At 75.7% G+C, this 14,195-nt stretch carries 16 protein-coding genes; 4 read left to right on the forward strand and 12 right to left on the reverse strand.

The window, feature by feature from the left end; all coding sequences use genetic code 11:
- Positions 1–2: 2 nt before the first annotated feature.
- The 5 genes from V9U69_RS15790 to V9U69_RS15810 all read right to left on the reverse strand — a co-directional run bounded on the left by V9U69_RS15790 (position 3) and on the right by V9U69_RS15810 (position 3,640).
- Positions 3–326, reverse strand: a complete 324-nt coding sequence (locus tag V9U69_RS15790; RefSeq protein ID WP_337062808.1) for a DMT family transporter — start codon at positions 324–326, stop codon at positions 3–5.
- The gene (locus V9U69_RS15795) at positions 323–664 is read right to left on the reverse strand and encodes a DMT family transporter (RefSeq protein WP_337062809.1); all 342 of its coding nucleotides are present in this window, start codon (positions 662–664) and stop codon (positions 323–325) included. Before V9U69_RS15795 ends, V9U69_RS15790 begins: the two co-directional genes overlap by 4 nt.
- A 46-nt stretch (positions 665–710) precedes the next feature.
- Complete coding sequence (locus V9U69_RS15800; protein ID WP_337062810.1) at positions 711–1,328, reverse strand: GNAT family N-acetyltransferase; 618 nt, start codon at positions 1,326–1,328, stop codon at positions 711–713.
- A complete protein-coding gene (locus V9U69_RS15805; protein ID WP_337062811.1) occupies positions 1,316–2,869 on the reverse strand; it encodes a CYTH and CHAD domain-containing protein in 1,554 nt (517 codons plus the stop codon). The genes V9U69_RS15800 and V9U69_RS15805 overlap by 13 nt, the downstream gene beginning before the upstream one ends.
- An 87-nt stretch (positions 2,870–2,956) precedes the next feature.
- On the reverse strand, positions 2,957–3,640 hold the full coding sequence (locus V9U69_RS15810) for a class I SAM-dependent methyltransferase (protein ID WP_337062812.1): 684 nt from the start codon (positions 3,638–3,640) through the stop codon (positions 2,957–2,959).
- 166 nt (positions 3,641–3,806) lie between these two features.
- Between V9U69_RS15810 and V9U69_RS15815 the strand changes: the two genes are divergently transcribed.
- Positions 3,807–4,643 carry an alpha/beta fold hydrolase gene (locus V9U69_RS15815; protein WP_337062813.1) on the forward strand — a complete coding sequence of 279 codons (837 nt, stop codon included), beginning with the start codon at positions 3,807–3,809 and terminating at the stop codon, positions 4,641–4,643.
- Between the two features lie 46 nt (positions 4,644–4,689).
- Here the strand turns inward: V9U69_RS15815 and V9U69_RS15820 are convergent, their stop codons facing one another.
- From V9U69_RS15820 to V9U69_RS15850, 7 genes are all read right to left on the reverse strand, one after another.
- Positions 4,690–4,899, reverse strand: a complete 210-nt coding sequence (locus V9U69_RS15820; RefSeq protein WP_337062814.1) for a hypothetical protein — start codon at positions 4,897–4,899, stop codon at positions 4,690–4,692.
- A gap of 219 nt (positions 4,900–5,118) precedes the next feature.
- Complete coding sequence (locus V9U69_RS15825; RefSeq protein ID WP_337062815.1) at positions 5,119–6,099, reverse strand: ROK family protein; 981 nt, start codon at positions 6,097–6,099, stop codon at positions 5,119–5,121.
- 3 nt (positions 6,100–6,102) lie between these two features.
- Positions 6,103–7,908, reverse strand: coding sequence for a beta-N-acetylhexosaminidase (locus V9U69_RS15830; RefSeq protein WP_337062816.1), 1,806 nt, complete (start codon positions 7,906–7,908; stop codon positions 6,103–6,105).
- 58 nt (positions 7,909–7,966) lie between these two features.
- Entirely contained in the window at positions 7,967–8,845 is an 879-nt protein-coding gene (locus V9U69_RS15835; protein ID WP_337062817.1) for a carbohydrate ABC transporter permease, read from the reverse strand.
- A complete protein-coding gene (locus V9U69_RS15840; RefSeq protein ID WP_337062818.1) occupies positions 8,845–9,840 on the reverse strand; it encodes a carbohydrate ABC transporter permease in 996 nt (331 codons plus the stop codon). The genes V9U69_RS15835 and V9U69_RS15840 overlap by 1 nt, the downstream gene beginning before the upstream one ends.
- Before the next feature lie 34 nt (positions 9,841–9,874).
- Entirely contained in the window at positions 9,875–11,158 is a 1,284-nt protein-coding gene (locus V9U69_RS15845; protein ID WP_337062819.1) for an extracellular solute-binding protein, read from the reverse strand.
- Positions 11,159–11,230: 72 nt separating this feature from the next.
- The gene (locus V9U69_RS15850; protein WP_337062820.1) at positions 11,231–12,418 is read right to left on the reverse strand and encodes an ROK family transcriptional regulator; all 1,188 of its coding nucleotides are present in this window, start codon (positions 12,416–12,418) and stop codon (positions 11,231–11,233) included.
- A gap of 204 nt (positions 12,419–12,622) precedes the next feature.
- Between V9U69_RS15850 and V9U69_RS15855 the strand changes: the two genes are divergently transcribed.
- From V9U69_RS15855 to V9U69_RS15865, 3 genes are all read left to right on the forward strand, one after another.
- Positions 12,623–13,036, forward strand: a complete 414-nt coding sequence (locus V9U69_RS15855) for a hypothetical protein (RefSeq protein WP_337062821.1) — start codon at positions 12,623–12,625, stop codon at positions 13,034–13,036.
- 14 nt (positions 13,037–13,050) lie between these two features.
- The gene (locus tag V9U69_RS15860) at positions 13,051–13,269 is read left to right on the forward strand and encodes a helix-turn-helix transcriptional regulator (protein ID WP_337062822.1); all 219 of its coding nucleotides are present in this window, start codon (positions 13,051–13,053) and stop codon (positions 13,267–13,269) included.
- Between the two features lie 75 nt (positions 13,270–13,344).
- Positions 13,345–14,100 (forward strand): HpcH/HpaI aldolase family protein, encoded by a 756-nt coding sequence (locus V9U69_RS15865; RefSeq protein ID WP_337062823.1) that lies wholly within the window; start codon positions 13,345–13,347, stop codon positions 14,098–14,100.
- Positions 14,101–14,195 lie beyond the last annotated feature (95 nt).

Here is a 14,195-nt window from a genome sequence, read left to right on the forward strand (position 1 = left end):
GGTCAGCTCCCCGAGCCGATCTCGACGAGCAGGACCCCACCGACGATCAGGCAGATCCCCAGCGCGGTGGTGCGGCTGAGCGCCTCACCGAAGAAGACCCTGCTGAGCACGGCGGTCAGCGCCACCCCGGCGGCGGCCCAGACACCGTAGGCGACGCTCAGGCCGATGCCGCTGGCGAGGGTCAGGGACAGGCAGGTGAAGGCGGCCAGGTACCCGGTCACGACGGCGACGTACCAGCGCCGGCTCCCGTCGGTCGCCGCGCGCAGCGACAGGGTCGCGCTCACCTCGCACACGACGGCCAGGGCCAGGAACAGGTAACCCCTCACGGCTCCTCGCGCTCCCGCCCGCGCTGCGAGCCCAGCTCGACGGCGAGGACGCCGGCGACGATGAGGACGATGCCCGCGAGCGCCACCGGGCCGAGGGACTCGCCGAACACGACGGCGCTCAGGCTCGCGGTCAGGGCCACGCCCGCCGCGGACCAGACGCCGTAGGCCACCCCGAGGGGCACCCCGGCGCGCAGCACCCCGCCCAGGAGGGTGAAGGCCCCCGCGTAACCGGTGACGACCACGACGTACCAGCCGGGGTGCCCCAGCGCCGCCTTCAGGGACAGCGAGGCGGACACCTCGCTGAGCACGGCGCCCGCCAGCAGCACCCACCTGTTCACGGGTTCCCTCCCCCCACGTCGTGCGGCGCTGCGGTGGTCGGCGACCTCAGCCGGTCCCCAGGCGACCGCGCAGCCCGCTGCGCACCGCGGGCCACTCGGCACCGGTGACGGAGAACACCACCGTGTCGCGGTAGCTGCCGTCGTGCCACAGCACGTGGTTGCGCAGCACGCCGTCCTGCTTGGCGCCCAGGCGGGCTATCGCGGCGCGGGACCGGTGGTTGTGCCAGTGCGTGCGGAACTCCACCGCGGCGCAGCCCAGCACCTCGAACGCGCGCGTCAGCAGCAGCAGCTTCGCCTCGGCGTTGACCCCCGTGCCCTGGGCCGACTTCGCCAGGAACGTCGAGCCGATCTCCAGGCGGCGGTTCGCCGGGTCGAGGTTCAGGTACGTCGTCGCCCCGCACACCTGACCGGTGTCCAGGCGCCGCACCGCCCACGGCGCCACCGTCCCGGCCCGCTGCTTCGCCAGGCGCTGCTCGACGTCCGCGGCGACGGCGGCGGGCGCGGGGATGCGCGTGTACCAGGTGCGGTGCAGGTCGCCCTCGGCGACGACGCGACGCAGCCCGTCGACGTGACCGGCGGCCGGGTCCGCGGACAGCGGTTCCAGCGCGACGCGGGAACCGCGCAGCGGCACCGCCTCGCAGAACCGCGCGGTCAGCTCATCCACTTGCGCAGCTTCTTCCGGTTCGCGCCGTCCCACGCGCCGTCGAGGTCGTGGCGGGCGACGGCCGAGCGGACCTCCTCCAGCGCGTGCACGCGGCCGAGCACGAACGCGCCCTCCCCGGCGGTGGGCACGAGCTCCTCCAGCACGGCGCGGGCCGCGACGGTCTCCTCGTGCTCGACGAGGACGGCGGTCAGCTCCTTGAGCGCGTCGGCGTACTCCTCCACGTCGTCGCCGCGCAGCGGCACGAGCGCACCGGCGGCGGCGCGGGCGTCCTCGGCGGCGCGGCGCAGGCGCACCAGCGGGTCGGCGGCCGGGTCGCCCGCCGACACGTCGCTGTCGTCGCCGTCGGGGTCCACGTCGCGCTGGGTGTTCTTCACGGCGCGGTGCGCGTCGGCGGCCAGCGGCAGCAGCGTCTTGCGCGCGGACCGGGACGCCTCCCGGGTCAGCGGCGGGTCGGCGACGAACGCCTCCAGGGACGCCACGAGCGCGCGGTACCGCCCGGAGTCCAGCGCGGCGACGACCTCGGCCTGGGCGGCGCCGTGCCGCTCGCCCATCAGCGCCCGGACGGACTCGGCGACGGCGGCGGGGTCGCCCAGGCCGGAGCCGGCGACGTGACCGGTGGCCTCCTCGTCGAGGTCGGCCAGCAGGCGCTCGGTGAGGGCCTCGGCGTCGCGGGCGGCGGACAGCACGCCGGTCAGCCACTCCAGCTCACCCAGGAGCGCCTCGCGCGGCTCGTCGGAGAACAGGGGGGCGAAGGAGCGCAGGACGCCGGTGAGGCGGCGGGACGCGCCGCGCAGGGCGTGCACGGCACCGGGGGCGTCGATGCGGGCCAGCGGGTCCTGCGCCAGCAGGCGGGAGACGTCGTGGGCGAGCTGGCCGAGGACGAGGGCGCCGGCGGAGCGGTCGTCCAGGCCGGCGCCGCCGCCGTCCTCGGGCTCCTCCTGCCCGTCCAGGACGGTGCGCAGCTGCTCGGTGCGGTCGGACTCCTCCGCGCCGCGCTCCTCCCACGCGGCGGTGATGGCGTCCAGCAGGTCGCGGCGGCCGTCGACCACCTCGGCCTGCCACTCCGCCCACGCCTGCGTCGCGGAGTCCTCCGGCACCAGCGGGCGCGCCTGCACCCGGCGGGTGGTCAGGCGCGCCACGACGGCGCCGTCGGCGTCGAGCAGGTCGCGCTGGGTGGCGTCGGCGGTCAGCTGCAGCACCGGGCCGAGGGTCCGCCCGCGCGCGGCCGCCCACGTGAGCCGCTGCAGCGCAGCGGGTGCGGTGCGCACCGCGCGCCCCAGGGCGTGGCGGACCTGGTGGGTGCGCGGGCCCCGGCCGGGCAGTTCCAGCACCCAGCCGCGCGGGGCGTCACCGGTCTGGCGGCGCACCGAGGCGCCGGCGGCGGCGAGGGCGAGGTCCGCGGTGTCGTAGTGCGTCTCCTCGCCGCGCACCTCGCGGGCCGGCGAGACGTCGGCGACGCCGGGCAGTTCACCGCCGCCGGGCGCCTCGTCGGCCGACGGGGCCAGGTAGGTGCGGGTCAGAGCGAGGCGGGGCGACGGCATGGTCAAGAGAAGTACCACGAAGCGGCGGGGGCGCGTCCCCACCGGTCCCGACGGGAACGTCGCGGCCCCGGAGCGTTCACCGCACCGTCAGGTGCCCGGACGGCGGAGCTGGAGCAGCCCGTCGTCGATCACGGCCGTCTGCCCGTCCGGGCCGGTCACCTCGCGCGGCAGCAGCTCCTCGCGCACCACCTCCCAGCCGGCGGTGACGGGCGCGAGGGTCTCGCGGTCCTCGCGCGGGGTGGGCAGGTGCACGTGTGCGCGCGGGTCGTGCTCGTGCTCCCCGCCGTGCTCGTGCTCCCGGTGGCGGCCCGGGCCCCACGGCGGGGTGCTCGCGTGGGCGACGACGACGAGGGAACCGCCGGGGGCGACGAGGCCGGCGGCGCGGCGCAGGACGTCGTCGCGGTCCAGGTGCGCGAAGGAGTGCAGGAAGGAGGCGGTCACCAGGTCGAACTCACCGGCCGGCAGCGAGACGCCCAGGTCGTGCTCCTCGAACCGGGTCCGCTCGGCGACGCCGGCCTCGGCGGCGTGCGCGGCGGCGCGGGCGAGCGCGGTGGGCGAGACGTCGGCGCCGGTGGCGCGCCAGCCGAGGGAGGCCAGCCACACGACGTCGCCGCCCTCCCCGCAGCCGAGGTCGAGCGCGGTGCCCGGGGTCAGGTCCGCCGCGGCACGCACGAGGGCCGCGTTGGGGTGCCCGCTCCAGCGGGCCCCGGCGGTGTACACGCCCTCCCAGAGGGCGCGGGCGTCGGGGGCGTCGGGGTCGAAGTCGCTCACCCGGGCATCGTCGGCCCGGCCCCGTCGCGGGTCGACCTCCCGTGCCGTTCCGGCAAACCCCTCCCCCGCCCCCACCCCCGGTGATCAAGGAAGTTGCCACTTCCTTGATCACCGGGGGTGGGGGGTCGAGGGGGCGGAGGGGGGCGGGGCGGTCCAGGGTGGGGGCGTGGAGACGTTCAGCAGGGACGGGCTCGTGTTCGACGTGCGCGACCACCGCCCGGCCGGGGGCGGCGGGACGGACGTGGTCGTCTGCCTGCACGGGTTCCCGCAGGACTCCCGGGCGTTCGACGCGGTCGCGCTGCGGCTGACGGACGCGGGCCTGCGGGTCCTGGTGCCGGACCAGCGCGGGTACTCCCCCGGTGCGCGGCCGCCGGGCCGAGCCGCGTACCTGCTGCCCGAACTGGTGGGCGACGTGCTCGCGCTCGCCGACGCCGCCGGGGCCGGGCGCGTGCACGTGGTGGGCCACGACTGGGGCGGGGTGGTGGCGTGGGCGCTGGCGGCCGGGCACCCGGAGCGGGTGCGCTCGGCGACGGTGCTGTCCACGCCGCACCCGGCGGCGATGAGGGCGGCGGTCCTGCGCGGGACGCAGGCGCCGCGCTCGGCGTACGTGGCGGGTTTCCAGCTGCCCGCGCTGCCCGAGCGGCTGCTGCTGGCGCGTTCCGGCGCCGCCCTGCGGGCGCTGCTGGTGCGCGGCGGGCTCCCGGCGGAGCTCGCCGCCGGCTACGCGCGCCGGATGGCGGAACCGGGGGCGCTCAGCGCCGCGCTCGGCTGGTACCGGGCGCTGCCGCTGCAGCGCGAGCGCACCGGTCCGGCGAGGGTTCCGGTGACGTACCTGCACGGCGAGCGCGACCCGTTCTTCTCCCCCGCCGCCGTGCGCGGGACGGCGGCGCACGCGCTCGGGGGTTTCACCGACGCCGGGTTGCCGACCGACCACTGGATCCCGGAGCGGGAACCGGCGGCCGTCGCGGACGCCGTGCTGGCCGCGGTGCGGCGACGGGACTGAGGGGACCCGTCGGGGTTCGACCCGTCGGGGTTCGACCCGCCCGGGTTCAGGAGGCGCGGCGGGCGGGGCGCAGCAGTTCCAGGAACCGGCGGCGCGAACCGGCGGCGGTGGGTTCCTCGAGCACGGCGGTGGTGGTCGCGGCGGCGACGGGGGCAGCGGGCGCCTCGGGGACCAGCGGGGCGGGGCCGCGGCTGCCCACGTACGCCTCGGCGGCGAGGACGGAGGCGATGCTGACGCGGGGGCCGTAGGGCGACACGGGGTTTCTCCTCTCCGCCGCGGGGCTCGTCCCTCGCGGCGCTGGAGGACGTGTCGGCCCGCACCGGGCGGTTCCCGAAGCCCCGCCGCGCGAACCCACCCGAACGGCCCCGTGACCGGCGCCACACCCTCCGCACGCTGCGTCGCAGGTGCTCACCCGGTCGCCGCGAGCGTTCCGCGCCGCACGGGTGAGCACGCCCCGCGGGCGGTCCCGCGGGGTTCAGGCCGGCCCGGCCGGCTCCCCCAGGCGGGCGGCACCGACGGCGGCGACCGGTGCTCCCGGCGGCAGCAGCGAGATCCGGTCCTCCACGGCGAGCCCGCGCAGGAAGGCGGACCCGGCGGCCTGCGCCCGCAGCGCCGACGCCACCGCCTCGCGCAGCGGGGCGCCGACGGCCGCGACGCCCCCGCCGAGGACGACGCGCCCGGGGTCGCACGTCAGCGCCAGCGCCCGCACCGCCAGCGCCACCGCGGCGGCCCACTCGTCGCGCACGGCGACGGCCGCGGGGTCGCCGGCGGCGGCCGCGGCGAACAGGTGCTCCGCCGAGCGGCCCTCGTCGCCGTGCGGCCACGCCCGGCGCAGCGCCGCCCCGGAGGCCACCGTCTCCAGGCAACCGCGCTGCCCGCACGGGCACGCCCGGCCCCGCGGGTCGATCGCGAGGTGGCCGATCTCGCCGGCGGCGCCGCTCGCACCGCGCAGGAGGCAGCCGCCGACGACGACACCGGCGGCCAGCCCCGTGCCCAGCGACAGCAGCACCAGGTCGCCGCCGGGGGCGAGCAGTTCCCGCGCACCGAGGGCGCTGGCGTTGACGTCGTTCTCCACGAGCACCGGCACACCGCCCAGCCGCTGGGACAGGGCGTGCCCGAAGGGGACGCGGGCGGTGCCGAACCCCAGGTTCACGGCGTCCCCGACGGTGCCGGCGACGGGGTCGACGAGACCGGGGATGCCGACGCCCACGGCGGCCGGCCCCGCCCCCGGCGCGGCTCCGGGCAGGTCCCGGACGAGTTCGGCGACGACGGCCGCGGCGGCGTCCACCACGGCGCGCACCCCCTCGGGAGACCGGGCGCGGTGGTGCGCCAGGACCGTGCCGTCGGGCGCGAGGGCCACCCCCTCGATCTTGGTGCCGCCGATGTCGAGGCCGACGCGCACCCCGTCCCGCCCGTCGGCGGCGGTGGCGCCGCGGCCGGTCAGCAGGGCCGTCACGGCTCAGCCCGCGCGGGTCTGCGCGCGCACGAGGTCGCGGCGCAGGGCGGTGAAGCGGGCGGTGCTGTCGTCCAGGCCGCCGGGCCGCGAGCGCAGCAGCCAGCAGGCGCGCTGCTCCTCCACGAGCGCGTCCAGCTCGGCCAGCAGCACCCGCGCGGTGGCGGGGTCGGGGCCGTCGGCGCCCTCGGCCCGGGGCAGCAGGTACCGGGCGGCCAGCTCGGCCAGCCGGATCGCCTGGGTGGTCTCGCGGACGACGACGTCGCCGTCGGCGCAGGCCGGTTCGGCGCTGCGCAGCTCCTCGCGGCACCCGGCCAGGACGTCGAGCGCGGCGCGCAGCCGCCCGGCGTCGGGCACGGCCCAGCCGGGCAGGTCACCGGCCTCCAGCAGCGCTCGGTGCAGCGGGGAGGCGTTGAGCACCGGCACCCCCAGCTCGGCGCACACCCGCCCGGCGCGCACGAGGACGCGGCCGGTGGTGCCGGTGGGGTCGTCCAGGGCGTGCTGGTCGAGGACGGCGGCGACGTCGAGGTCGCGGTTGGTCTCCAGGCACCAGCTGACGGCGCCGCCGAACAGGACGGGGCCGAACGCCACGGACGGCGGGTCCCAGTGGCCGTTGTCGCCCCAGGAGGTGTTCAGGTACCCCTGGGCGGAGTTCTCCAGGCCGACCTGGGCTGCGTCGACCATGTTCTCCAGCGCGTTGTCGAGGCGGCCGAGCAGGGAGTTCCAGTTGCTCGCCCCGGGCGCCACCCAGAACGGCACGCCCGCTTCCAGCAGCAGCTTGGCGCGGTCGCGGAACCCGTTGCGCAGAGCGGCGACGTCCACGCCGGCGGCGCGCCACTGCTGCAGCTGGTCGGGGGAGGCGGAGTCGATGACGGCGGCGGTCAGCGACGGGGAGTCGTACTGCCACACGACGGGCACGGCACCGGCGGGCACCCGGCCCATCAGCTCGGGGTGGTCGCCGAACACGTCGGCCCAGAACTCCACGGTGTACCCGCGCTCCAGCCACGGCTGCACGACGCGGGTGAGGTGGTCGAAGTAGACGGTGCCCAGGCCCTCCTCGCGGGCGCGGGCGGCGCTCTTGCCGGTGCCCAGCTCGAAGGGCTCGTCGGCGCCGACGTTGACGCGGCGGGTGCGGAAGAGGGGAACGACCTCCTGGAGCAGGCCGGTGACGAACTCCGCGTTCTCGGGCGTGGGCTCCACGGTGCCCGGGGGACGGTGCTTGCCCCAGGCGGTGAAGCCGTCCTCGTTCTCGGCGCGCTCCGCGTGCGCCTCGTGCTTCAGCCACCGCTCCATGTGCCCGAAGGTGTTCTGGTTGCAGACGAGGTCGATGCCGTGGGCGGCGCACAGGCCGTCGAGCCAGCGCACGTCGTCGGCGGTCATCGGCGAGGCGTCCTGCCACACCTCCTCGTGGCCGCTGAACGCGAAGGTGTGCTCGGTGTACAGCTCGAAGGTGTTCACCCGCGCCAGGGCCAGCAGCTGCACCCAGCGGGCGAGGGTGCGGCGGGTGGGCACGCGGTCGCGGCTGATGTCGAGCATGAACCCGCGCACGGGGAAGTCGGGGTGGTCCTCCACGTGGTAGGCGACCTCGCCGAAGTCGGCCCCGGCGCGCAGCTGGTCCAGGACGGCCAGCGCGTAGCGCAGCCCGGCGGCGTCGGCGTGGGCGACGGTGACGCCGTCGGCGCCGGTGTCCAGGCGGAACCCCTGCGCGGGCAGGGAGGGGTCCAGCCCGACGGTGACGGGTGCACCGGGGGCGGGCCCGGCGCCGGGGACGGCGGTGAGGGTGCGGGGGCGGGGGAAGGGGGTGACGGGCACGTCGGCTCCGATGCGCTGTCGGTCGGGTTCGGGGCGGGGTGGTGGGGCGGTGCGGGTCTCAGCCCTTGACGGCGCCGGCCACCATCCCCTTGGTCATGGCGTTCTGGACGAGCAGGAACAGGACGATGACGGGGACGGCGATGAGGCTGGAACCGGCCATGACGCCGGACCAGTCGGTCTCCTGGACGTTGGAGGAGAAGGTCTGCAACCACACCGGCAGGGTGAGGCGGTCGCCGGAGGCGAGCATGACGAACGCGAGGGTGTACTCGTTCCAGGCGACGAGGAACCCGAAGACGCCGGTGGCGACCAGGCCGGGGCCGAGCAGCGGGAAGGTCACGCGGAAGAAGGCGCCGATGCGGGAGCAGCCGTCCACCGTGGCGGCCTCCTCCAGGCCCACGGGGACGCCGTCGACGAACCCCTTGAGCATCCAGACGGTGAACGGCAGCACGAGCCCGACGTACAGCAGGGACAGGCCGGGCACGGAGTTCAGCAACCCCCAGCCGTCGAGCATGCGGTACTGGGAGATGAACAGCGCCTCGGCCGGGATCATCTGGATGACGAGGACCGCGACGATCGCGGCGCGCCGGCCGCCGAAGCGGAACCTGCTCAGCGTCACGGCGGCCAGGGTGGCGCCGACGACGGACACGAGGACCGCCAGCAGGGTGACGGCCATGCTGAAGCCGAGGGAGGTCCAGAACACCCGGTCGGTCAGGATGCCGGCGAAGGAGTCCAGCGTGGGGTGAAGCGGCGCCAGCAGCGGCGGGTTCTGCCGCAGGCGCTCCGCCGGCATGAGGGCGGAGTTCAGCATCCAGTAGACGGGGAACGCCCACAGCGCGGCGAACAGCAGCGCCACGACGTTCCACAGGCGCCGGTGCCGGCCGCGGGCCGTGGTGACCGGGCGCCGGGCGGCCGGGGTGGGGGCTTCGGTGGTCGCCATCACAGTTCTCCCTGCTTCATCAGCGTGCGCAGGTAGCGCCAGGTCATCAGCAGGACGAGGACGAGCATGACGGTGGCGAGCGCGGACGCCATGCCGTAGTCGCCGCCGCCGATGCCGGTCTCGTACACGTAGGTGCCCAGCAGGTTGGTGCGCTCGTTGTTGCCGGCCCCGGCCTGCAGCACCTTGATCTGGGTGAAGACCTTCATGTCCCAGATGACCTGCAGCATCAGCAGCAGCAGGACCACGGGCCGCACGATGGGCAGCAGCACGTGGCGCAGGCGCTGGTAGCCGCTGGCCCCGTCGAGCTGGGCGGCCTCGACGACCTCCTCGTCGACCTGGGTGAGGGCGGCGTACGTGGACAGCGTCACCAGCGGGACCGACGTCCAGACGACGGTGACGGAGGCGACGAGGAAGAACGTCCACGCGCTGGCCGCCAGCCACGCGTAGCCGTCGAAGGACTGCAGTCCCAGGGAGGTGAGCAGCCAGTTCACGAACCCGTACCGGGGTTCGACGAGCCAGGTGTAGACGGTGAGGGCGGCGATGGGTGGCATGGCCCAGGCGAGCACGAGGGCGGACTGCAGCAGGACGCGCGGCAGCCGCGAGACGTGCTGCATGAGCACGGCGAACCCGACGCCGAACAGCATCGTCACGGCGGCCGACACCGCGCAGAACGCGATGGATCGGCCGACGACGACCCAGAAGTAGGGGTCGGTGACGACGTCGGCGTAGTTGCGCAGGCCGACGAACTCCGGCGGCCGGCCGAACTGCTGGGCGAGCCCGAACTCCTGGAACGACATGACGAGCTGCCGCACCATCGGGTACCCCAGGGCCAGGCACACCAGCAGCACCGGCAGGCCCAGCAGGAGGTAGGGGGCCAGGCGCTGCCCGGCGCTGCGCCTGCGGGGTCTGGCCCCGGCGGCGGGCGCACCGCCCGGCGCGAGAGCGCCGGGCGCGACCTGCGCACCGAGTCTTTCGGGGGTGAGCTGTTCGGGCACCTCGTCTCCTTCCTCCTGCCGGTCGCCGGTCCCGTCAGCCGTTCAGCTGCTTCTCGAGCGTGGCGTCCGTCTCGGCGGCGACGGTGGTGACGTCCTCACCCCGGGCGATGCGCACCCAGAAGTCGCGGGGCACGTTGTTGCCGTCGACGACGCCCCACTGGGGGCTGTTGGGGGTGAGCTCGGAGTTCTGGATGACGTCCTGGGAGATGTCCGCCGTGGGGCCGGTGAGCGCGGACGTGTAGGCGGTGTTCCCGGGGATCCAGCCCGCGTCGGAGGCCAGCGCGCTCTGGAACTCCTCGGAGTACATGAGCTTCAGGGCCGCCTCGGACAGCTCCTGGTTGTGGTTGTTGGCGGAGATGCCGATGCTGGAGCCGCCGGAGAACGTCTTGCCGATGCTGCCGGGCTCGAGGCCGGGCAGCGGCATGACGCCGACCTTCCCGGCGTCCCACAGCGCCTGGTCGATCTTGCCGACGGCGTAGTTCAGGGAGCTGTAGATGCCGACCTTGCCCTGGTTGAACAGCTCGTAGGCGACCTGGGCGTTCTCGTTGGAGTCCAGGGCGTACTTCGTGGCGTTCTGGTACAGGTCCTGCACCTCGCGCAGGGCGGCCAGCGACTCGGGGGTGGACAGCCGCCCCACCCACTTCTCGCCCTCCTGCTCGGCGTACTGCCCGCCGTAGGTGAACAGCCACCCCTCGTTGGTGTGCGGGTCGGCCCCGGCCAGGTACATGCCGGAGAAGTCGGGCACGCCCTCGGGGTTGGCGGCCTGCAGGGCCTTCGCGGCCTCGCCGAGCTCCTCGATGGTCTTCGGCACGGCGATGCCGGCCTGCTCGAACAGGTCGGTGCGGTAGAAGATCACGCGCGCCCCGGCGTAGAAGGGCGCCGCGTACAGCTCGCCGTCCCAGGAGCCTGCGCCGATGAAGCTCTGGATGAGGTCCTCGCCGCCCAGCTCCTCCTCGAGGTCGCCGATGGGGGCGAAGGCGCCGACGGAGGAGAAGGTGGCGACCTGCGTGTTGCCGACCTCGACGATGTCGGGGCTCTCGTCCTCGCTGGCGAGGCTGGTCTGCAGCTTCTGGACGATGCCGTTCCACTGCTGGACCTCGATGGTCATGTCGGAGCCGGGGTTCTGCGCCTCGAACTCCTCCTCGAGCCAGGTGGCGGCGGACTCGGGCACCGAGTCCTTCATGAACCAGACGCGGACGTCCTGGCTGGTGGCCTCGGCGTCCGCCGAGGACGATTCGCCGCCGCACGCGGCGAGGGAGAGGATGAGGGTCGCGCCGAGCGCGAGGGCCTTGGTGAACCTGCTGACCGGGATCGTCACGACGATTCCTTCCGTGGTGTGCCGCGGCGTTGCGGCGGTGGAGGGGGATCTGGCGCGGAACGGGGTGGGAGCTCAGCTGAAGCCGAGCTCCCCGGAGAGCACGAGGGCCGCGGCGCCCCTGAGCACCGCGGAGTCCTCCAGCGAAGCCGTGCGGACCGTCGGGACGTCGTCGGCCGTGGGCAGGCAGGCGTCCCGCACGCTGCGGCGCGCGGCGTCGAGGAGCGGTCCGGCGAGCAGGTCGCGCGGTCCGCTGAGCAGGACCTCGTCGAGGTCCAGGGCGGCGACGACCGGGGCGAGCGCGGCGCCGAGGCGCCGGCCCGCGGCCGTCAGGACGGCGCGGCGGCGGGCGGGCGTCCTGCCCTCCAGCGCCGCGGTGAGGCGGGGCACGGACAGGTACGTCTCCAGGCACCCGCGCCGGCCGCACTCGCACGGCGGGCCGTTCGGTGCGACGGTGAGGTGCCCGATCTCGCCGGCGGCCATGCGCCCGCCGCGCACGAGGTGACCGTCGAGGACGATGCCGGCGCCGAGCCCCTCGCCGACCATCACGGTCATCGACCCGGAGGGCGAGGAACCGCCGTAGGTGAACTCGGCCAGCGCCCCGGCGTTCGCGTCGTTGACGACGTGCACCCCGGCCCCGAGGGCGTCGGTGAGCAGCTGCGCCAGCGGCACGTCGCTCCAGCCGAGGTTCGCGGCGTCGACGACGGTGCCGTGCTCGTCGACGACGCCGGGGGTGCCGATCCCGACGCCGAGGACGGACGCCCGGGCGGCGGAGCGCGCCGACCCCAGGACGCCGCGGCAGAACTCCTCCACCGCCGCCAGGGCCGCGGAACCCCGCAGCCCGTGCAGGTCGGCGGTGGTCTCCTCGACCACCCGGCCGGTGAGGTCGAGGACGGCGCCGCGGACCGCGGACAGGCGGGTGAGGTCCACGGCGACGACGAGGTTGTCCTCCCCGCGCAGTCCGACGGGCGTGGCGGGTTTGCCGACGCGCCCGCCGGAGCGCGCCTGCAGCTCCGCGACGAGGTCGTCGGCGACGAGGCCGGCGACGATCTCGGAGACGGTGACGCGGGTGAGGCCGGTGGCGCGCGCCAGGTCGGCGCGCGAGAGCGGCCCGGAGTGGAACAGGACCCCGAGCACGACGGCCCGGTTGTGCGCCCGGGCCTGGGCGGGCAGGACCTTGGCGCTGGGGCGCAGGCCACCGCCGGGCGCGGGCCGCGGCGCGGTGCGCGGCCGGGGTGCGCCGGGGGCGGTGGACGTCGTCACCCGGGTTAGTTTCGACTCCTGACAAATCGTTGGCAAGGGGGTGGAGCGGGTTTAACAGGACCGTTACGCCCTTGAACCGCCGACACCCCCTCCCGCAGTGATCAAGGAAGTGGCAACTTCCTTGATCACTGCAGGGGGGCGGGAGGAGGGGGGGGTGACAAGCGTGCTTGACACGGCGGGTCGCGAGGGGGCAGGCTCGCCACCATGACAAGCAAGCTTGACACCGCGAACCGCAGTCGAGGCGACCGCGCCCGGGCGCACGCCTACCTGCGCGAGTTCCTCCCCGCCATGGCCGCGTACGTCGTCGTCCTGGTCGCCGTGCTCACCTGGGGCGACGTCGACGGCGACAGCCCGTGGCGGTTCCTGTGGGCGCTGCTGCCCCTCCTGCCCGTGCTCGCCGTGGCGCGGGCCGTGGTGCGGGCGCTGCGGCGCTCCGACGAGTACGCCCAGCTGCTGCAGCTGCGGGCCCTCGCGGTCGGCTTCGCGGCCGCGATGCTCGCCTGCGCGGTCCTCGGCCTGCTGGGCGTGACCGGCCTGGTGGTGCCGGCCGCGCCCTGGCTGGTCCTCGGCGCCGGGATGGCGTCCTGGGGCGTCGCCGCCGGCGTCGTGCACCGCTGACGGCCCGCACCGACGTGAGGAACAGCATCCGCGAGCTGCGCACCGCGCGCGGCTGGACGCAGGCCGCCCTCGCCGACCTCCTGGACGTCTCACGCCAGACCGTCAACGCCCTGGAGACCGGCCGGTACGACCCGAGCCTGCCGCTGGCGTTCCGCCTGGCGCGGCTGCTCGGCGAACCCCTCGAGGCGATCTTCGACCCGGACGAGCAGGACGAGGCCGCGACCACCCGCTGAAGCGCCCGCCGCGGTGGTCGGGGGGGCAGGATCGGGGCGGAGCCGCCGGGCGGCGGCCCGGACGGGAGGAACGCCGTGGAGCACCAGCGCTGGTGGACGACCCACCCCGACCGGCCCCTGTGGGGCGCCTGGTCCAACCTCGCCAGCCCGGGAGCCGTGGGCGTCCTCGCCCGCTCCGGCGCCGACTGGGTGCTGCTGGACGCCCAGCACGGCGAGCACGACGACCGCTCGGTGCGCGAGTGCCTGCGCGAGGTCCCGCCCGGCACGGGGGCGCCGGTGCTGGTGCGGCCCGGCAGGCTGGACGTGCAGGAGATCGGCCGCGCCCTCGACGCCGGTGCCGCCGGCGTGCTCGTGCCGATGGTGAGCACCCCGGAGCAGGCGCGCACCGCGGCGCGCGCCTGCCGCTACTCCCCCGCCGGTGAGCGCAGCTGGGGCCCGCACGCCCTGATCAGCGGTCGCCCCGCGACGCCGCCGGCCGCCGCCGACGCGGGCGTGCTGTGCGCGGTCATGGTGGAGACGCGCGAGGGCCTGGCGAACGTCGGCGGCATCGCCGCCACCGACGGCGTGGACGTGGTGTTCGTCGGGCCGTTCGACCTGTCGCTGGAGCTGGGCACCGACGTCGACGCCCTGCTCGCCGCCGACGGCCCCGGCGACCCGTTGCCGACGGTCGTGCGCGCCTGCGCCGAGCACGGCGTGGTGCCCGGTGCGTTCGGGGTGGGGGCGGCGCGCGCCGCCCGGTTCCGCGACCTGGGTTTCCGGTTCGTCGCGGCCGTGGCCGACACGCAGCTGCTCGCCGAGGGCGCGCGCGCACACCTGGCGGCGTCCGCCTGACCTGCGCCCCGGAACCGCGACGGGTACTCACCATCAGTCCGGGAAGTGCTGCCGGCCGCCAACCAGATCGAGGCGATCACCTCGGAAGCAGGCCT

It is taken from the genome of Kineococcus sp. G2 (assembly GCF_037154035.1).
Classification (GTDB): domain Bacteria; phylum Actinomycetota; class Actinomycetes; order Actinomycetales; family Kineococcaceae; genus Kineococcus.

Bases quoted from the DNA above. Each gene is read 5' to 3' on its own strand.
- V9U69_RS15805 (WP_337062811.1), bottom strand. From the start codon at position 2,869: ATGCCGTCGCCCCGCCTCGCTCTGACCCGCACCTACCTGGCCCCGTCG.
- V9U69_RS15835 (WP_337062817.1), bottom strand. From the start codon at position 8,845: ATGGCGACCACCGAAGCCCCCACCCCGGCCGCCCGGCGCCCGGTCACC.
- V9U69_RS15855 (WP_337062821.1), top strand. From the start codon at position 12,623: ATGACAAGCAAGCTTGACACCGCGAACCGCAGTCGAGGCGACCGCGCC.